At 69.6% G+C, this 17268-nt stretch carries 14 protein-coding genes and 1 pseudogene; 8 read left to right on the top strand and 7 right to left on the bottom strand.

Annotated features, from left to right (window positions below; genetic code table 11):
• A pseudogene (locus C3E87_RS07040) lies at positions 1 to 229 on the top strand (hypothetical protein); the annotation flags it as partial.
• 170 nt (positions 230 to 399) lie between these two features.
• A complete protein-coding gene (gene purL / locus C3E87_RS07035; RefSeq protein WP_076061003.1) occupies positions 400 to 2655 on the top strand; it encodes a phosphoribosylformylglycinamidine synthase subunit PurL in 2256 nt (751 codons plus the stop codon).
• Here purL and C3E87_RS07030 read toward each other — a convergent pair.
• Both C3E87_RS07030 and C3E87_RS07025 read right to left on the bottom strand, forming a co-directional pair.
• Positions 2591 to 3067, bottom strand: coding sequence for a HEPN domain-containing protein (locus C3E87_RS07030; protein WP_076061001.1), 477 nt, complete (start codon positions 3065 to 3067; stop codon positions 2591 to 2593). The genes purL and C3E87_RS07030 overlap by 65 nt on opposite strands.
• 9 nt (positions 3068 to 3076) lie before the next feature.
• A complete protein-coding gene (locus C3E87_RS07025) occupies positions 3077 to 3655 on the bottom strand; it encodes a hypothetical protein (RefSeq protein ID WP_076061037.1) in 579 nt (192 codons plus the stop codon).
• Positions 3656 to 3703: 48 nt separating this feature from the next.
• Here C3E87_RS07025 and C3E87_RS07020 point away from each other — a divergent pair, with 48 nt between their 5' ends.
• Positions 3704 to 5092: a dipeptidase gene (locus C3E87_RS07020; protein WP_076060999.1), complete on the top strand. Its 1389-nt coding sequence runs from the start codon at positions 3704 to 3706 to the stop codon at positions 5090 to 5092.
• Here the strand turns inward: C3E87_RS07020 and C3E87_RS07015 are convergent.
• The gene (locus C3E87_RS07015) at positions 5071 to 5499 is read right to left on the bottom strand and encodes an NUDIX domain-containing protein (protein WP_076060997.1); all 429 of its coding nucleotides are present in this window, start codon (positions 5497 to 5499) and stop codon (positions 5071 to 5073) included. The genes C3E87_RS07020 and C3E87_RS07015 overlap by 22 nt on opposite strands.
• Before the next feature lie 59 nt (positions 5500 to 5558).
• Here C3E87_RS07015 and C3E87_RS07010 point away from each other — a divergent pair, with 59 nt between their 5' ends.
• Positions 5559 to 7040 (top strand): aspartate ammonia-lyase, encoded by a 1482-nt coding sequence (locus C3E87_RS07010; RefSeq protein ID WP_233120752.1) that lies wholly within the window; start codon positions 5559 to 5561, stop codon positions 7038 to 7040.
• Here C3E87_RS07010 and C3E87_RS07005 read toward each other — a convergent pair.
• Positions 7037 to 7921 (bottom strand): nitronate monooxygenase family protein, encoded by an 885-nt coding sequence (locus C3E87_RS07005; protein ID WP_076060993.1) that lies wholly within the window; start codon positions 7919 to 7921, stop codon positions 7037 to 7039. The genes C3E87_RS07010 and C3E87_RS07005 overlap by 4 nt on opposite strands.
• 350 nt (positions 7922 to 8271) lie before the next feature.
• On the opposite strand from C3E87_RS07005, the gene C3E87_RS07000 reads away from it, so the two are divergent.
• The gene (locus tag C3E87_RS07000; protein ID WP_143570933.1) at positions 8272 to 10335 is read left to right on the top strand and encodes a sensor histidine kinase; all 2064 of its coding nucleotides are present in this window, start codon (positions 8272 to 8274) and stop codon (positions 10333 to 10335) included.
• A 1-nt stretch (position 10336) separates the two neighbouring features.
• Entirely contained in the window at positions 10337 to 10990 is a 654-nt protein-coding gene (locus tag C3E87_RS06995) for a response regulator transcription factor (protein WP_143570932.1), read from the top strand.
• 4 nt (positions 10991 to 10994) lie between these two features.
• Here C3E87_RS06995 and C3E87_RS06990 read toward each other — a convergent pair whose 3' ends face one another.
• Complete coding sequence (locus C3E87_RS06990; RefSeq protein WP_076060987.1) at positions 10995 to 11249, bottom strand: HPr family phosphocarrier protein; 255 nt, start codon at positions 11247 to 11249, stop codon at positions 10995 to 10997.
• 113 nt (positions 11250 to 11362) lie between these two features.
• Between C3E87_RS06990 and C3E87_RS06985 the strand changes: the two genes are divergently transcribed.
• Entirely contained in the window at positions 11363 to 13027 is a 1665-nt protein-coding gene (locus tag C3E87_RS06985) for a phosphoenolpyruvate--protein phosphotransferase (RefSeq protein ID WP_076060985.1), read from the top strand.
• A gap of 10 nt (positions 13028 to 13037) precedes the next feature.
• Here C3E87_RS06985 and C3E87_RS06980 read toward each other — a convergent pair whose 3' ends face one another.
• On the bottom strand, positions 13038 to 14663 hold the full coding sequence (locus C3E87_RS06980; protein ID WP_076060983.1) for a glycoside hydrolase family 13 protein: 1626 nt from the start codon (positions 14661 to 14663) through the stop codon (positions 13038 to 13040).
• Complete coding sequence (locus C3E87_RS06975; RefSeq protein ID WP_076060980.1) at positions 14653 to 15654, bottom strand: LacI family DNA-binding transcriptional regulator; 1002 nt, start codon at positions 15652 to 15654, stop codon at positions 14653 to 14655. Before C3E87_RS06975 ends, C3E87_RS06980 begins: the two co-directional genes overlap by 11 nt.
• Before the next feature lie 294 nt (positions 15655 to 15948).
• Here C3E87_RS06975 and C3E87_RS06970 point away from each other — a divergent pair, with 294 nt between their 5' ends.
• Positions 15949 to 17256 (top strand): maltose ABC transporter substrate-binding protein, encoded by a 1308-nt coding sequence (locus C3E87_RS06970; protein ID WP_076060978.1) that lies wholly within the window; start codon positions 15949 to 15951, stop codon positions 17254 to 17256.
• The last annotated feature ends 12 nt before the right edge of the window (positions 17257 to 17268 follow it).

Below are 17268 nucleotides of genomic sequence, written 5' to 3'. Positions count from 1 at the left end.
CGTCGTCTGGCTCACCGACCCCGCCCACCTGATGGGCGACGGCGGGGTGCTGCACCGGGCGGTGGAGCACCTGACCTACTCGGTGGTGGCCGTGGCGATGGGTGCCTGCCCGGGTGCGGCCATGGCAGTCCCGGCGCTGAGCGCGACGGTGGCTGACAGGAGACCCACACCGAAGGCCCGCGCGCAGCGGGCGGCGAATGGATGCGACATCCAGTTCTCCTCCTGGTAAGGCTCCACGACTACTTCGTCGTGGAGAAGGGAATGGGTCATCATGCAGGACGAGGGGGTCAGTCTCTCCCCATGCCGATCGGCGCAGGTGGGCATTCCACCCCTGGGGGTTAGGGGCGCCCTCGCTGAGCACGGGCGACGGTTCCGAGCGCGGCACGGTAGATTGTCCCTGTGGTAGACACCGTTGAGAATGCCTTCCAGAGCCCCGACGTCGAGCAGCCGTACGCTGCGCTCGGCGTCAAGGACGACGAATACCAGATGATCCGCGACATCCTCGGCCGGCGCCCCACGTCGGCAGAACTGGCGATGTATTCGGTCATGTGGTCCGAGCACTGCTCGTACAAGTCGTCGAAGGTGCACCTGAAGAAGTTCGGCAGCCTGTCCCAGGAGACCCCGCGCGGACCGCTGCTGGCGGGCATCGGCGAGAACGCCGGTGTCGTCGACATCGGTCAGGGCTACGCCGTGACGTTCAAGGCGGAGTCCCACAACCACCCGTCGTTCGTCGAGCCGTACCAGGGCGCCGCCACCGGCGTCGGCGGCATCGTCCGCGACATCCTGGCCATGGGCGCGCGTCCCATCGGCGTGATGGATTCGCTGCGCTTCGGCCCCCTCGACGCCGACGACACCCGGCGGGTGCTGCCCGGCGTCGTCTCCGGCGTCGGCGGCTACGGCAACTGCCTCGGCCTGCCCAACATCGGCGGCGAGGTCCAGTTCGACACCTCCTACCTGGGCAACCCGCTGGTCAACGCCCTCTGCGTGGGCGTCCTGCGCCACGAGGACCTCCACCTGGCGCACGCCTCGGGCGTGGGCAACCAGGTGATCCTGTTCGGTGCGGCCACGGGCGGGGACGGCATCGGCGGCGCGTCCATCCTGGCCTCGGAGACGTTCGACGAGGACGGCCCGGCCAAGCGACCCAGCGTCCAGGTGGGCGACCCGTTCATGGAGAAGCTGCTGATCGAGTGCACGCTGGAGCTGTTCCAGGCGGGCATCATCAACGGCATCCAGGACTTCGGCGCCGCGGGCATCTCCTGCGCCACCTCGGAACTGGCCTCGGCCGGCGACGGCGGCATGTTCGTCAACCTCAACCTGGTGCCGCTGCGTGACCCGAACCTCGCGCCTGAGGAGATCCTCATGAGCGAGTCGCAGGAGCGCATGATGGCCGTGGTCGAGCCCCGCAACGTCGAGCGGTTCATGGAGATCTGCCGCAAGTGGGACGTCCAGGCCACCGTCGTGGGCGAGGTCATCGAGGGTGACCGCCTGCTGATCGAATGGAACGGCGAGACCATCGTCGACGTCGACCCCAAGACCGTCGCGCACGAGGGCCCAGTCTACGAGCGCCCCTACCACCGCCCCGAGTGGCTGGACGACGTGCAGGCGGACCGCGCTGAGGACCTGCCGCGCGAGAACACCGCTGAGGGCCTGCGCGCCGCGCTGCTCCGGGTGCTCGCGCACGGCAACGTGGCGGACAAGACGTGGGTCACGCAGCAGTACGACCGCTACGTCCGCGGCAACACCGTCCTGGCGCAGCCGGAGAACTCCGGCATGCTGCGCATCGACGAGGAGACCGGCCTGGGCATCGCGCTCGCGCTGGACGCCAACTCGCGTTTCACCTACCTCAACCCGTACCTGGGCGCGCAGCACTCGCTGGCCGAGGCGTACCGCAACGTGGCCGTCACCGGCGCGGAGCCGGTGGCCATCACGGACTGCCTCAACTTCGGCTCGCCGGAGGACCCGGAGGTCATGTGGACCTTCGCGGAGGCCATCCTCGGCCTGGTCGACGCCTGCCGTGAGCTGGGCATCCCGGTCACCGGCGGCAACGTGTCGCTCTACAACCAGACGGCTGAGGAGCCCATCCTCCCCACGCCCACCGTCGGCGTGCTCGGCGTGATCGACGACGTGGCCACCCGCATCCGCGCGTCGTTCACGCATCCCGGTGATTCCATCCTCCTGCTCGGTGAGACCGGCGAGGAACTCTCCGGCTCCATCTGGGAGGCCGCCGTGCACGACGGCCACCTCGGCGGCCTGCCGCCGGTGGTCAAGCTGGGCGCGGAGATGGCACTGGCCAAGCTCATGGGCGAGGCCGCCAGGCGCGGCCTGCTGTCGTCGGCGCACGATCTCAGCGAGGGTGGCCTGGCGGTCGCGCTCGCGGAGTCGGCGTTCAAGGGTGGCACCGGCTTCGCGGTGACGCTGCCCGAGGGCGACCCCACCGTCGAGTTGTTCGCGGAGTCCGCGGCGCGTGCGATCGTGTCGCTGGCCGGGGGCGCCGTCGCCGAGTTCGAGGCACTCTGCGCGGAGCACGGCGTTCCGGTGCAGCGCCTGGGCGAGGTCACCGAGGGTGACGAGTTCGAGTTCGTCGGTCAGTTCACGGTGTCGGCTGAGGAGGCGAGGAACGTCTGGGTCTCGCCCATTCCCGCTGCGATGGCCTAGGTTTCAACTCACCGAGTTCGCGCGCGAACTCCCACGCCTCTTCCACGTCCTCCATGGTGGCGCCGGGGCGCTTCGTCGATCCGTACTCGGTGGCGTTGCGCACCAGGCGCAACCACTCGAAACCGTTGGTGTCGAACCCCTCGAGCAGGATGCCCGCGGCCTGACCGGTGGCCGCGTGCGAGCCGGCGGATTTCGCCCGGAGGCCGTGTTCCAGCAGCAGCGCCGTGAGTTCCTTGCGGATGGCGTCATAGGCCAGCGAGAAGGCGCCGGCCACGTCCGTGTGTCCGATCATCCGCGAACTGGCCAGGTGTGCCCGCGCCTGCTCGCGCAGGGTGGCCACCTGCTGGGGGTCCCGCGCGACGGACTCGACGCGGCGCTCCTTGATGAGGTCTGCCAGGGCTGGGCGCGACATGCTGCCAGCTTAGGACAGCGTCAGCGGTACGAGTGGGCCGGAGCGGACCGTCTTGGCGAAGCCGGTGGTCGGCTGGTGCCATTCGTCGGTGGGGAGCACCGTCAGGTTGACGTCGCGGCGCAGCAGCCCGGTGGCCTCGGCTTGCACGCGGCCGGCGGAGCGGCGGGACACGGCGCCGATCACCAGCACGTCGACGTCCTCGGGGTACGGGCCGGGGTCGCCCAACCGGCGCGCGGCCCAGGACCCGTAGAGGTAGGCCTCCTCCACGCCCTTCAGCCGTGACAGCAGCGTCGGCAGCACCGCGGGGGGCCCGTAGGTGAGCGTCAGCATCTCGGTGAGCGACGGTGTGAGCGGATGGGTGGGGTTCGCCCGGACCAACCGGGCCCGTCCGACGCGGCGCTCGCGGATGAAGCCGGCCTCCGCCAGCCGCTCCACCTCCGTGTGCACCGTGCTGAGCCCGGCGTCCAGGAGGCGCGACAGGTCCGTGAGGGTGTACTCCCCGTCGGGGTGCAGGAACAGCGCGGCCAGCAGTTCTCCCTGGAGGTCCGTGCGCAGGAGCGGCGCGATCATCGGTGGCCGTTGTTTCATGGAGGCAGAATACATCTTCGGCTCATGCGAAAGTAGTAGTCTGGATCCATGAGCCTGCATGACCGCGTCAACGTTGTACTGCCGTCCGTCCTCACGGACCTCGAGCGCCTCATCGCCATCCCCTCGATCTCGTCGGTGCCCCAACACGACGACGACGTACTGACGGCCGCGGAGGCGGTGGCCGAACTGCTGCGCGAGGTGGGGTGCCCGCATGTGGAGTTCCTCGAGGCCGGCGGCAAGCCGGCCGTCTACGGTCACTTCCCGGCGCCCGAGGGTCAGCCCACCGTGCTGCTGTACGCCCATTACGACGTGCAGCCCATCGGCGATCCCGAGGCGTGGACCACGCCCGCGTTCAGCGCCTCCGAGCGCAACGGCCGCCTGTATGCGCGCGGCTCCGCGGACGACAAGGCCGGCGTCGCGCTGCATCTGGCCGCGCTGCGCGCCTTCGAGGGCAAGCCCCCGGTGGGCGTGAAGGTCTTCATCGAGGGTGAGGAGGAGATCGGCTCCCCGTCGATGCAGCGACTCCTGGACACCTTCGGCACGCAACTGGCCGCCGACGTCTTCATCATCGCGGACTCCATGAACTGGACGGTGGGTCAGCCCGCGCTCACCACCACGCTGCGCGGCCTCATCGACGCGGTGGTCACCGTCTCGACGCTCGAATCCGGCGTGCACTCCGGCCAGTGGGGCGGCCTCGCGCCTGACGCGCTGACCACCCTGTGCCGCGTGCTGGCCACCCTGCACGACGACAAGGGCAACGTCGCCATCGAGGGCCTCGCCGTGGACCCCGAGCCCACCATCGACTACGAGGACGACGCGCAACTCCGTGCGGAGGCGGGCATCCTCGACGGCGTGCAGTGGATCGGCGAGGGCAAGGCCTCGGCGCGTATGTGGACGAAGCCGGCCTGCTCCGTTCTGGCCATCGACGCCACTTCCGTCAAGGACGCGTCGAACACGCTCATCGCGTCGGCCCGCGCCAAGGTGAGCGTCCGTCTCGCCCCGGGCGACGACCCCGTCGCCGCGGACCGGGCGCTGCGCGAGCACCTGATCAGGCACACCCCCTGGGGCGCGAAGATCGACATCCAGTCGGAGCGCGGGGGAGCGGGCAGCCGCACCTCGCTCGACGACGAGCGTGCCCGGTCCGCCGTCGACGCCATCCGCGAGGCGTTCGGCGTCGAGCCCGTGGAGATGGGCATCGGCGGCTCCATCCCGATCGTCGGTGAGTTCGCCAGCCGCAACGAGGGCGCGCTGGTGTTGGTCACCGCCGTGGTGGATCCCACTTCGCGGATGCACGGCATCGACGAGTCCCTCGACCTGGGCGACTTCGCCAAGGCCGCGTTGGCCGAGACCCTGCTGCTGCAGAAGCTCTCAACCGGCGATCGTGGCTCGTCCCTCCGGGCCTGGCGACATACCTGTCAGGCGACAGTCTCCACGTAGAAGTGGCCCTCGACCAGATGCGTGTGCAGGGCCGCGGAGAGCCAGGGGAGTGAGTCCTCCGGCAGGTCGTCGACGGCGAACCACCCCACCTCGGACGTCGCCTCGCCCGGCGCCAGGTCGCCGTGCCACACGGTCGACTCGAAGAAGAAGTTGAAGCCCCGCGCCCGGGTCGCGCCGTAGGCCACGTCGAAGCGTTGCAGGCCGACGTGGGACAGGTCGCCAGCGGCGACGGTGGCCCCGATCTCTTCGCCCGCCTCGCGTGCGGCGGCGACGACGGCGGGCTCACCGTCCTCGATGTGGCCGCCGGGCAGGTTCCACAGCCCGTCGGCCAGCATGGTGCCGCTGCGCCGCGCGAGCAGCACGCGGCCCACGTCGTCCCTCAGAATCACCCAGGCGATCAGATCCATGGTCGTAACTCAACCATGTCGGGTAGCGTGACGGTGTTGTTCTTCAGCGAGGAGGAATCGTGGTCCGCATCGAGCGTGATTCATTGGGGGAGCGTGAGATCCCGGATGACGTCTACTGGGGCATCAACACGCTGCGGGCAGTGGAGAACTTCTACATCAGCCGTCGCCAGATCATGGTGTACCCGGACCTGATCGTCGCCTACGCCCAGGTGAAGCAGGCCGCGGCGCGAGCCAACCGCGACATCGGGGTGCTCGACGCGGAGCGCGCCGACCTCATCGACAGGGCGGCCCAGGACATCGTCGACGGCGAACTCCACGACCAGTTCGTCGTGGGCGTCATCCAGGGCGGGGCCGGCACCTCGACCAACATGAACTTCAACGAGGTGATCGCCAACCGCGCGCTGGAACTGGCCGGGAGGCCGTTCGGCGACTACGACTACATCTCACCCAACGACCACGTGAACCGCTCGCAGTCCACCAACGACACCTATCCGACGGCGGTGAAGCTCAGCCTCGTCTACGCCATGGAGCGGCTGACCCAGGAGATGAGGCTGCTGCGCAACTCGTTCGCCTCCAAGGGTCGCGAGTTCAAGGACGTGCTGAAGGTGGGGCGCACCCAGCTGCAGGACGCCGTGCCCATGACGGTGGGTCAGGAATTCCGGGGTTTCTCCACCACCCTGGGCGAGGACATCGACCGCATCGAGGACGTCCTCCCGCTGCTGGAGGAGATGAACCTGGGTGCCACCGCCATCGGCACCGGCATCACCGCGCCCGACGGCTACGCCAAGGCGGTCATCGGGCACCTGCGCGTGATCACCGGACACCCCCAGCTCCACAACGGCCCGGACCTGATCGAGGCCACTAGTGACACCGGCGTGTTCATCTCCGCGTCGTCGGTGATGAAGCGCGCCGCGATGAAGCTCAGCAAGATCTGCAGCGATCTCCGGCTGCTCAGCTCAGGGCCCCAGGCGGGCTTCGGGGAGATCAACCTCCCACCGGTGCAGGCCGGCAGCTCGATCATGCCCGGCAAGGTGAACCCGGTGATCCCGGAGGCGGTCAACCAGGTGGCGTTCGTGATCGCGGGAGCAGACATCACCGTGTCCTTCGCGGCCGAGGCCGGGCAGCTCCAGCTCAACGCGTTCGAGCCCGTCATGGCGCACGTGCTGCTGCAGAACAGCACCTGGCTGCGCCGAGCGGTGCGCACGCTGCGGATCAACTGCGTCGACGGCATCACCGTCAACCGCGAGAGCCTGGACAGGCAGGTGTCGACCTCCGTCGGCGTGGTCACGGCGCTGATGCCGAAGCTGGGCTACCTGCACGCCAGCAAGATCGCCAAAGAGGCGCTCAGGAGTGGGCGCTCGATCCGGGAACTGGTGCTGGCGGAGGGCAACCTCACCGCGGAGGAGATCGACGACGCCCTGGACCCGGCGGACCTCTCCGGCGGGCTCTTCGACACGGGCCGCCTGCCGGCGATGACGCCGGAACTCATCGCGCAGATGGAGGAGAAGCTCGACGCGGCGGACCGCCGCGACCAGTCCTAACCCACCCGCGTCCGGGCCGCGTCGTACTCGGCCGCGAGGCGGTCGACCAGCTCGGCGACCGTCGGGATGTCATGGATGCCCGCCACCCCGTGACCGGCGGACCAGATGTCGCGCCAGGCCGTGTACTCGTCGCGGGTCTCGTCGCCGGCCGCAGCGAGGCTCGCGGCGAGGAAGTTCGCAGGGATGGAGCTGACCTCGGGCGTATAGACGATGTCGGCGGCTCCGGCCTCGACGATCAGCCTGCGGTAGTCGTCCGAGGCGCGCGACTCCGCGGTGGCGACGAAGCGGGTGCCCATGTACGCAAGATCCGCCCCGAGCGCCTGCGCGGCGAGCACGTCGGCCCCACTGGTGATGCCGCCGGCCAGCGCGACGATGCCGTCGAACCACGGCCGCACGGATGCCATGAGTGCGAACGGATTGGTGGTGCCCGCGTGACCGCCGGCCCCGGCCGAGACGAGGATCAGGCCGTCCACCCCCGCGGCGGCCGCCTTCTGCGCGTGCCGGAGCGTGGTCACGTCGTGCAGCACGAGCCCGCCGTAGGAGTGCACTGCCTCCACGACGTCGGGCACCGCGCCCAGCGACGTGATGACGATCGGCACCTTGTGGGAGACGACGGCCTCGAGGTCGGCGGTCAGCCGGGTGTTGGTGGCATGGACGATGAGGTTCACGGCGTGGGGCGCGTCCGAGGCGGTGAGTGCGCCGTCGATCCGTTCGAGCCAGCTGACGAGCCCCTCCGTGGTGCGCTGGTTGAGCGCCGGGAACGCGCCGAGCACGCCCGCGCGGCAGGCTGCGATGACCAGTTCCGGGCCGGAGACCAGGAACAGCGGAGCGGCCACCACGGGCAGGCGGAGTCTGCTGGCGAGTGATTCGGGGAGCGGCATGGGGCCTCCTAGCGACGTTGCCGGGGTGCCCCACCCTAGCCGCCTCCAGCGTCGTCCGTACGGACGACTGTACGGACGTCGCGGACAGTGGTGAAGTATGACCAGAGTCGGGCGCATATGGGGGGTCCTTCTCGTGAAGGGTGATGTCCCTGGCCATTTGGGGGAGACCAGGGGCATCATCCTCCTTTTCGCGTTATTGTGAACCCGTGGCGCTGGAGACGACGGAGCCGCCGTACGTTCACCGCCGGCAGGGTCGGCCGCAGGAGGTTCTGCGGCCTTGGCCGCGCGGGGGCGGGGCGTCACGTGAGAGGCCGATCGAAGTCGCCGTCGCGGTCATCGCGATCCTCGGCATGCCCAAACTCGTCGCAGGCGTCTCCCCGCAGGATCCCACGTACCTCCTCACCGGCCTGGGCGTTCTCTTCGTCGCCCACGTCCTCGTGGCCATCGACTGCCTGTGGTTCCGGAGGCTCGGCTGGCTCATCGTCGGCCTCACCGTCGTCGCCACCGTCATCATCGTCGTCGGCCAACTGGGGGAAGGCCTCGCGGTGCCCGGTCACTGGCGCACCGACGCGTGGTTCGGCACGTTGCTCACCTACGGCATCGTGCTGCGCCACAACAAGCCCCAACTCGTGGTGCTCGGGGGTACCTTCGTGCTCGGCCTGGCCGTCGTCGTGGGCACCCAGCAGCTCGAATGGGGTCCGCAGGTCCGCAGCCTCGCCTACACGCTCAGCGGGCTGGGCGTCATCGTGGTGGCCCGCCTGATCACGATCGCCATCACCGAGGAATACCTCGCGAGCCGGCAGCTGCGCGCCGAACAGGAGCAGGAGGCCGGGGAGTCGGCCGCCCGCGCAGAGGCCCTCGCCGGTCTGCGGCGCGAGATGCACGACTCGCTGCTGCACGCCCTGCAGCGGATGGGCGCAACCTGGAGTGCAGCCAGCGCCGACGAGGTGCGCGCGTCCTGCGAGGAGGCCCGCCAGCGGCTCGCCCAGATGCCGGAGCCGCTCACCGACGACAAGCCCGTCGACGTGTGTGCCATGCTGCACCGCTCGCTGAAGCCCCGCCGTCAGGTCATCACCTGCGAACCGGAGATCCTCCTCGTCCCGCTCTCCGTTGCGCAGGCGCTGGCGGGCGCCGCGAGGGAGGCCGTACGCAACGCCCTGAAGCACACGCCCGGCATCCCGGAAGTGCAGTTGGTCCAGCGCGGCGGCACGGTGCGCGTGACCGTGACCGACGAGGGGCCGGGCTTCGACGTGATGGCACCGCGCGGGCAGTCCCTGGGGCTCGAAGGCTCCGTGGTGCAGCGCGTAGCGGCCGTCGGGGGCGAGGCGCGCGTGCATTCCGGGGCCAACGGGACGACGGTCGAGATGCTGTGGCCGGCGCCGCCTCCCGAGCCGGGCGGCCTGGGGGAGCGGGCCCGCCGCCTGATCTCCTGGTGCCCCTTTCCGCTGGTCGCGGCCAGCGCCCTGCACATCCTGACCCTGGAGTGGCCCGGCGCGGCCTTCCCCATGGCCATCACGGTCATCGTCGCCCTGCTGATCGCGGTGGGCGCCGTCGCGGTGCGCGGGGGCGGCCTGGCGCCGTGGCAGTCGGCGGTGCTGTGCGGCGTCGGCATGATCACGTTCATCGTCAATTACGCCGCCGTCCAGGGCGGACCGAGCACCGACTGGGACCTGTGGGCACCGTCGCTGGTGTCGGCGCTCCTGATCATCGGCCTGCCCGGCCAGCCCGTCAGGGTGGCGGTGCCGTTGGCCGGCGTCGTGGTAGTGGGCGCGGTCACCACCAGTTGGCTCACGCTCGGTTGGCAGGCCACGATCGGCTCGCACTTCGGCGGAATCCTCGCCGTGCTGCTCTACACGATCGTGACGCTGGTATTGGTGTTCGGGGCGCAGGCGGTGTCGCGGCACCTGCATGTCACCCGACGTCTCGCCGCCGCCGCGGAACTCCGCGCCCAGGCCGCGCAGGTGCGCGACGGCGTCTGGCACGGCTGGCTCGCGCGCGCCGAGAAACTCACCGGCGCCTTCCTCGGAGAGGTCGCCGACGGCAGTCGCGACCCCTTCGCACCGGAGACGCGTGCGCGTGCGGCCCGCCTCGGCGCCCGCATGCGCGATGAACTGCGCCTGTGGCCGGGGCCCCTACGCCTCGCCTCGGAACTCGACAGGCTCCGCGGTGCGGGGTGGGATGCCCGGCTGCTGACCGGCGACGTCGGCTCGATGTCGGACGATCTCGTTGAGCTGCTCGGGCACCTGGGGCGGCCCGGCGAGGACCAGGCCCAGCTGCTGGTTTCAGCCGAGGAGGGCACCGCCACCGTGACGGCGACCCCCGCCGTCGCCATGGCGGAGGATTCACCCCTGCAACGCTGGGTCAGCGTTGCTGACCCGGATTTCACCCAGTTCAGAACCGGCAAGGAGAGTTGACGTGACTCAAGCTGTACCCATCCGGGTGGTCGCCCTCGATGACCATGAGTTCATTCTGCGTTCGCTGGGCGACCTGCCCCAGCTCGCAGGGGGCGACCTCGAGATGGTGGGCTCCTACACGGAGCCGTCGGCCATGCTCGCAGACCTCGACAGCATCCGGCCGGACGTCGCCGTCGTGGACCTCTTCCTCGACGGCCGGATTTCCGGACACGAAACGATCGAGGCGCTCACCGCCCGCAACGTGTGGAGCATCGCCTTCACGGCGGAGCACCGCAGGGTGCCGGTCATGCTGGCCATGCAGGCGGGTGCCCGGGGGCTGGTGCTGAAATCGGACCCCGCCCAGGTGCTGGTCCAGGCGATCCGCGATGTCGCCGATGGGGGATGGTCGCAGAGCAGCGTCATGGCTGCCACGCTGCTCCAGGAGGCGGAGAGCGTGCCCAGCCTCTCGCCGCAGGAGCTCCAGTGCCTCCGGTTGGCGGGGGAGGGGGTGCCGGTGAAGGCCATTGGCCGGCAGCTCGACCCGCCGATCTCGCTCAGTTCGGTGAAGACCTACCTGGCGCGGGCCTACGAGAAGTACGCCGCCGTCGGCCGCGAGGTGGTCAACACCACGCAGGCGGCGCTCGAGACGGCAGGGGACGGCTGGTTCGATGTGTGAGGAGTCAGGCGTCCAGGTCCTGCTCGATCATCGTCGCGATCTCCTCCACCGCAGCGACGTTGTCTGAGGTGACCGTGACCTCGTGGCCCTTCTCGGCGCCCAACGTCATGATCAGCAGCGAGGACGCGGCATCCACTGACTCGCCCCCCATGGAGAGCGTGATGTCATCGTCGAACTCTCCGGCGGCAGCGGCGATGAGGGCTGCGGGGCGGGCATGCAGGCCCACCGTCGATCCCACGGTCACAGTCTTGCTCGGCACGAGCGGCTCCTTTCACGGCCCAAGCGCGACTTTGCGCGGACTCGGGCCCCAGCATAGCCATGTCCCCGAAGGGGAAGTACATTGACAACGTCGACCCTGGAGGTGGGAGGACCATGACCGACGTCGTGCGCGGCACTGGAGTCGTTGCCGGAGTGGTGAAGGCGCCCGTGGTGTGGAAGCGGCCGAACCTGACGCCCCCCGCGCCGCTCTACGCGCTTGCCTCGGATCATCGAGAGGCGGCCGCAGAGGAGTTCATGCAGGCCGTGCAGAGCGTCTCGGCCGGGTACGAGGAGCGGGCCCGCCGGGCCAAGGGCGCCGCGGCGAAGGTGCTCATGGCCACTGCTCAACTCGCCAGCGACCGCGGCTGGGTCCGGCCCGCGCTGAAGGCCATCGCCGCCGGCGTGCCGGCCTCCACCGCGGCCATCAACGCCATCGAATCCATCGCCGCGACGTTCCGGCGCCTGGGCGGGGTGATGGCGGAGCGGGTCTCAGACCTGGGCGACATCCGCGACCGGGTGGTTTCGCGGTTGTCCGGGCAACCCGAGCCGGGCGTGCCGACGCCGGAGCGGCCCTCCATCCTGCTCGCCGACGACCTGTCGCCGGCCGACACGGCAGATCTCGACCTCGATCTCATCATCGCCATCGCCACCCGGCTAGGCGGGCCCACGAGCCACACCGCCATCATCGCCAGGCAGCGGGGCCTGCCCTGTGTCGTGGGCGTCACAGACCTCGAGTCCATCGCCGACGGTGACGTGGTGCTGCTCGACGGTGCCGCGGGCACCCTCTCCAGGCGGCTTTCCGAGCTGGACGCCGACGCGCTCGTTGCGGCGGATCTGCGCCGACGCGCCGTCATCGACGGGTGGACCGGCCCGGCGGCCACGGCCGACGGCACCGCCATCCAGTTGCTGGTCAACGTGGCAGACGGCGCCGCCGCCCGCGCGGCGGCGACGGGCCCGGTGGGCGGCGTCGGGCTCTACCGGACCGAACTCGGCTTCCTCAACTCCCTCACGGAACCGCCGGTCGAGCAGCAGGCAGACACGTACGCAGAGGTGCTCGACGCGTTCCCGGGGCGCAAGGTCGTCGTGCGCACCCTCGACGCAGGCACGGACAAGCCGGTGCCTTTCGCGTCGTTGCCCCACGAGCCGAACCCAGCCCTCGGCATCCGCGGGCACCGGCTCGCGATGTCGCAGCCGGGCCTGGTCCGGCGGCAGTTGGACGCGATCGCACTCGCCGCCCGGGGTCGCGAGCCGAGGCCCTGGGTGATGGCACCGATGATCGCCACCGTCGACGAGGCGCGCGGATTCGCCCGCGAATGCCGGCAACGGGATCTCGTCGCCGGGATCATGGTCGAGGTGCCCGCCGTCGCGCTGCTGGCGGAGGAGATCCTGCGGGAAGTGGATTTCGTGTCGATCGGCACCAACGACCTCGCCCAGTACGTGATGGCGGCGGACCGCCTCGCACCGGAGTTGGCCCACCTGACCAACCCCTGGCAGCCGGGCGTCCTGCGGCTGGTGAAGATGACCGCGGATGCCGGTCAGCGGGTGGGGAAACCGGTGGGGGTGTGCGGCGAGGCGGCAGCGGATCCCGCCCTCGCCTGTGTGTTGGTGGGGATGGGCATCACCAGCCTGTCGATGGCCGCGGCGGCCGTGCCCGGCGTCGGTGTGCAGTTGACCAAGGTCTCCCTGGAGAAGTGCCGCCGGGCAGCCGAAGCGGCACTCAAAGCACCGACCGCCACTGACGCGAGGTCAGCGGCGGTCGTGGAGCTTCAACTGGTCTGAAGGGCGGGCGTCACTCGGCGGTCAACCAGGCGGACGCGTCCGTCGGCAGCACGCCGTCGTCCAGGGGAGTGCTGGAGAGCAGCACGCGGTAGCCCTCCGGCAGCGCCACAGCATCGCCCAGCACGTTGGTCATGACGCGCACGCCCCCGTTGTCGAACGCGACGACGTGCTCGCCCGCGTGCACCCAGTCGATCGAACCGGAACCGAGGCCCAGTTCCTTCCGCAGCGCGAGGGCTGAGTGGTAGAGCTCCCAGGTGGACCCCTCAACCCCCACCTGCTGGTCGACGGCGAGGCCACGGTACTCGGGCGGCTGCGGCAGCCAGCGCACACCGTTGGGCGAGAAGCCCAACGCCGCCCTGTCTGCTTCCCACGGCATGGGGATGCGGCAGCCGTCGCGGCCCACCCGGGTGAACTCCGAGCGGAACCACGTGGGGTCCTGACGCAGTTCGTCGGGGAGCGTGGTGTGCTCGGGCAGGCCGAGCTCCTCGCCCTGGTAGAGGTACGCGGAGCCCGGCAGGCCCAACATCAGCAGCGCGGCCGCCCGGGCGCGCCGGAGGCCCACCTCGTTGTCGGGTTGCTCGTCCTCGGAGCCGAGGCCCTCATGGCTGGAGCCCGGGTCCGCCAGGCCGAACCGGCTGACGCTGCGCACCACGTCGTGGTTGTTCAGCACCCAGGTGGTGGGCGCACCCACCTCCGCGTCGGCCGCGCGGGTCCGCGCGATCCTGGTGCGGTACTCCTCGGCATCCCACCGGCTGTCCAGGAACTGGAAGTTGAAGGCCGTGTGCATCTCGTCGGGGCGCAGGTACAGCGCGAGCCTGTCCGGGTCTGAGACCCAGGCCTCCGCGACCAGGCTGCGGTCGCCGTCGTACTCGTCGAGGATCCGGCGCCAGCGGCGGTAGATGTCGTGCACGCCGTCCTGGTCCCACATGGGGCCGCTCAGGCCGTCGAGCATGGCCTGCTCCTCGTCCCAGTCCGGCAGGCCGTGCGCCTTGACGAGGGCATGGGCGACGTCGACACGGAAACCGTCGACGCCCTTGTCCAGCCAGAACCGCAGGATCTCGTCGAAGCCCTGACGAACCTCTTCGTTGCTCCAGTTGAGGTCCGGCTGCTTCACGTCGAAGAGGTGGAGGTACCACTGGGTGCGTTCACCGTTGCCGGCCGCGTCGTCCACCCGGGTCCAGGCGGGGCCGCCGAAGACGGACTTCCAGTTGTTGGGGGGAAGTTCGCCGTTCTCGCCGAGGCCGTCCACGAAGTGGTAGCGGCCGCGTTCCAGGGAGCCGGGCTCGCTGGCCAGCGCCTGGCGGAACCACTTGTGTTCGTCCGAGGTGTGGTTCGGGACGAGGTCGACGAGCACCCGGATGTCGAGCTCGTGCGAACGCTCGATCAGCCGTTCGGCGTCCGTGATGTCGCCGAAGAGCGGATCGACGCTGAAGTAGTCGGCCACGTCGTAGCCGGCATCCGACATGGGAGAGGTGTAGAACGGCGACAACCACACGGCGTCGACGCCCAGTTGGCGCAGGTACGGCAACCGGTCGATGATGCCGGGCAGGTCTCCGTAACCGTCGCCGGTGGAGTCTGCGAACGAGCGGGGATAGATCTGGTAAATGACGGCGTCGCGCCACCACTCAGTTGCCATGGTGAGGTCCTGTTGATTGTCGGATGATGAGATCGGGATGGAAGAACATCTCTGTTGAATCTGTGGGGAGACCCCGGATCGCGCTCATCAATGCGCCGACGGCGGCCTGGCAGAGAGCGGCCACCGGCTGGCGCACCGTGGTGAGCCCGGGAGACGTGAAAGCCATCACTGGCGAGTCATCGTAGCCGACCACCGAAACGTGGCCGGGGACGTCGAGGCCCCGGGCGTGCGCCTCGCGGATGGCGCCCAGCGCCATGAGGTCCGAGCCGCAGATGATGGCGGTGTGGCCGGCCTCCAAGAGGCGCGCGGCGGCGGACTGCCCGCCCTCGACGCTGAAGATGGTGGACACGATGCTGCCGCGCGACAGGCCGTGGGCGAGGAACGCGTCGATCTTGCGCTGGGCCGGGAGGTACCGCTGTTGACCGACGGCGAGCCCGATCTTCTCGTGCCCGAACTGGCGCAGGTGGGCCAGGGACATGGCCACGGCCTCCGCGTCGGAGGTGGAGAAGAACGATCCGTCGATGTTCGGGTCATGGGCGTTGATGAAGACCGCGGGCACTCCCGCGGAGATGAGCCGCTGGTAGTGGTCGTGCCCGACGAGCTTGTCGGCGAGCGTTCCGGACACCGAGATGATGCCGGAGATCTCCACGCCCAGCAGGGCGTCGAGGTAGGCGACCTCCGTGGTGGCTCCGGGGCCGGCGGTGCAGAGGATCATGTGCCGGCCGGCCGCCGATAGTTGCAGGGAGAGTTCGGCGGCGAAGGCAGCGAACCCCGGGTTGCCGAGCTCGGGGACCATCACCGCGATGAACCCGTCGTCCGCACCGGCGCGCTGGTCGTCGACGAAGTAGCCGAGCGCCTCGATGGAGGACAGCACCGTCCGGCGCGTGGCCTCTGCCACGCCTGGTTTCCCGTTCAGGACCCGGGATACCGTGGCGGTAGACACTCCGGCGGCCCGAGCGAGGTCCGCGAGTTTTGCGCCCTGGGGGATCACGTTGCCTCCTCTCCGTTGAAAAGACGTGCGCGTTGCAACTGATCAGTTGCAGCCCATCCTGCAACACTTTGCAACCCGTTGCAAGCTCTTTGCAGAAACCCTTCCCGCGGGCAGACATCGCCGGGTGAGCGCGGAGGTCGAGCCTGACGTCCGTGGTCCGGCGCAGAGGGCGTGATCGCTGCCCTTCGTTATCGACTTGTTACGCAAGGGAGGTTGCAAGCGTTGCAAAAACCGTTACTATCGTTTTAGCGGGTCAGCACCGAGGCGACCCGACCCAAACCAAGGAGAACCCACATGCGCAAGAGCCTCCTCGCCGTTGCCGCGGCCGGGCTTTCGCTGACGCTCGTCGCCTGTGGCGGCGGCAACGGCGCCACGACGACCACTGAACCCGCTGCCGAAGAGACCGCCGGCAGCGCCAGCCCCTCGACCGAGGCTTCGGCCTCGGCGGAGGCGAGCACCGAATCCACTCCCGCCGAAGCGACCGGCACGCTGACCGTCTGGGTCGACGAGACCCGCATCGAAGGCTTCAAGGCCCTCGGCGAGACGTTCCAGACCTCCACGGGCGTCACCCTGGACGTCGTCCAGAAGCCGTCGCAGGACATCAAGACCGACTTCATCGCGCAGGCACCCACGGGCCAGGGTCCCGACCTCATCGTCGGCGCGCACGACTGGACCGGCGACCTCGTCAAGAACGGCGTCATCTCCCCCGTCGAGCTCGGTGACAAGGCCGACGCCTTCTCCGAGGTCTCGCTCCGTGCGTTCACCAACACCGGCCAGACCTACGGCGTCCCCTACGCCGTCGAGAACATCGCGCTGGTGCGCAACAACGCCATGGTGCAGGACACACCTGCCACCTTCGACGAGCTGATCGCCCAGGGCAAGACCGCCGAAGGCGCCGAGTTCCCCGTCGTGATCCAGCAGGGCCCGGACGGTGACGCGTACCACCTGTACCCGATCCAGACCTCGTTCGGCGCACCGGTGTTCAAGACCGACGAGAACGGCGACTACACCGCTGAGCTCGGTATGGAAGGCCCCGAGGGGCTCGCCTTCGCCGAGTACCTGAAGAAGCTGGCCGACGAGGGCGTCGTCTCCGTCTCCATGGGCGGCGATCAGGCCAAGCAGGCCTTCCTCGACAGCAAGACCCCGTACATGATCACCGGCCCCTGGTGGACCACCGAGTTCGCGGCCGCTGACATGGACATCTCGGTCCTCCCCGTCCCCTCGGCCGGCGGCCAACCCGCCGCTCCGTTCGTGGGCGTGCAGGGCGTGTTCCTCTCCTCGCAGTCCGAGAACGCCATCCTGGCCGGTCAGTTCATCGACTACATGGCCACCAAGGAAGCCCAGGACGTGCTCTTCGAGAAGGGCGGCCGTCTGCCGGCCCTGACCGAATCCGCCGACGCTGTCTCCGACGAACTGCTCGCCGGCTTCGGCGAGGCCGGCAAGGACGGCCAGCCCATGCCGGCCATCCCCGAGATGGGCGCCGTGTGGCAGTTCTGGGGCGGTGCTGAGGTCAGCATCATCAACGGCCAGGCCGCTCCGGCCGAAGCCTGGAACGCCATGAACGCCAACATCAAGGAAGCTTTCGGCGCCGTCGAAGGCTGATAACAGCTGATC

The organism is Tessaracoccus sp. ZS01 (assembly GCF_022342445.1).
Taxonomy (GTDB): Bacteria; Actinomycetota; Actinomycetes; order Propionibacteriales; family Propionibacteriaceae; genus Arachnia.
Note: the sequence above shows the minus strand (reverse complement) of the source record. Positions and strands in the feature narration are given on the sequence as shown.

What these genes read in the sequence shown, in the direction of transcription:
- C3E87_RS07030 (WP_076061001.1), bottom strand. Translation starts at nt 3,067, where the DNA reads ATGTCGCGCCCAGCCCTGGCAGACCTCATCAAGGAGCGCCGCGTCGAG.
- C3E87_RS07025 (WP_076061037.1), bottom strand. Translation starts at nt 3,655, where the DNA reads ATGAAACAACGGCCACCGATGATCGCGCCGCTCCTGCGCACGGACCTC.
- C3E87_RS07020 (WP_076060999.1), top strand. Translation starts at nt 3,704, where the DNA reads ATGAGCCTGCATGACCGCGTCAACGTTGTACTGCCGTCCGTCCTCACG.
- C3E87_RS07015 (WP_076060997.1), bottom strand. Translation starts at nt 5,499, where the DNA reads ATGGATCTGATCGCCTGGGTGATTCTGAGGGACGACGTGGGCCGCGTG.
- C3E87_RS07005 (WP_076060993.1), bottom strand. Translation starts at nt 7,921, where the DNA reads ATGCCGCTCCCCGAATCACTCGCCAGCAGACTCCGCCTGCCCGTGGTG.
- C3E87_RS07000 (WP_143570933.1), top strand. Translation starts at nt 8,272, where the DNA reads ATGCCCAAACTCGTCGCAGGCGTCTCCCCGCAGGATCCCACGTACCTC.
- C3E87_RS06985 (WP_076060985.1), top strand. Translation starts at nt 11,363, where the DNA reads ATGACCGACGTCGTGCGCGGCACTGGAGTCGTTGCCGGAGTGGTGAAG.
- C3E87_RS06980 (WP_076060983.1), bottom strand. Translation starts at nt 14,663, where the DNA reads ATGGCAACTGAGTGGTGGCGCGACGCCGTCATTTACCAGATCTATCCC.
- C3E87_RS06970 (WP_076060978.1), top strand. Translation starts at nt 15,949, where the DNA reads ATGCGCAAGAGCCTCCTCGCCGTTGCCGCGGCCGGGCTTTCGCTGACG.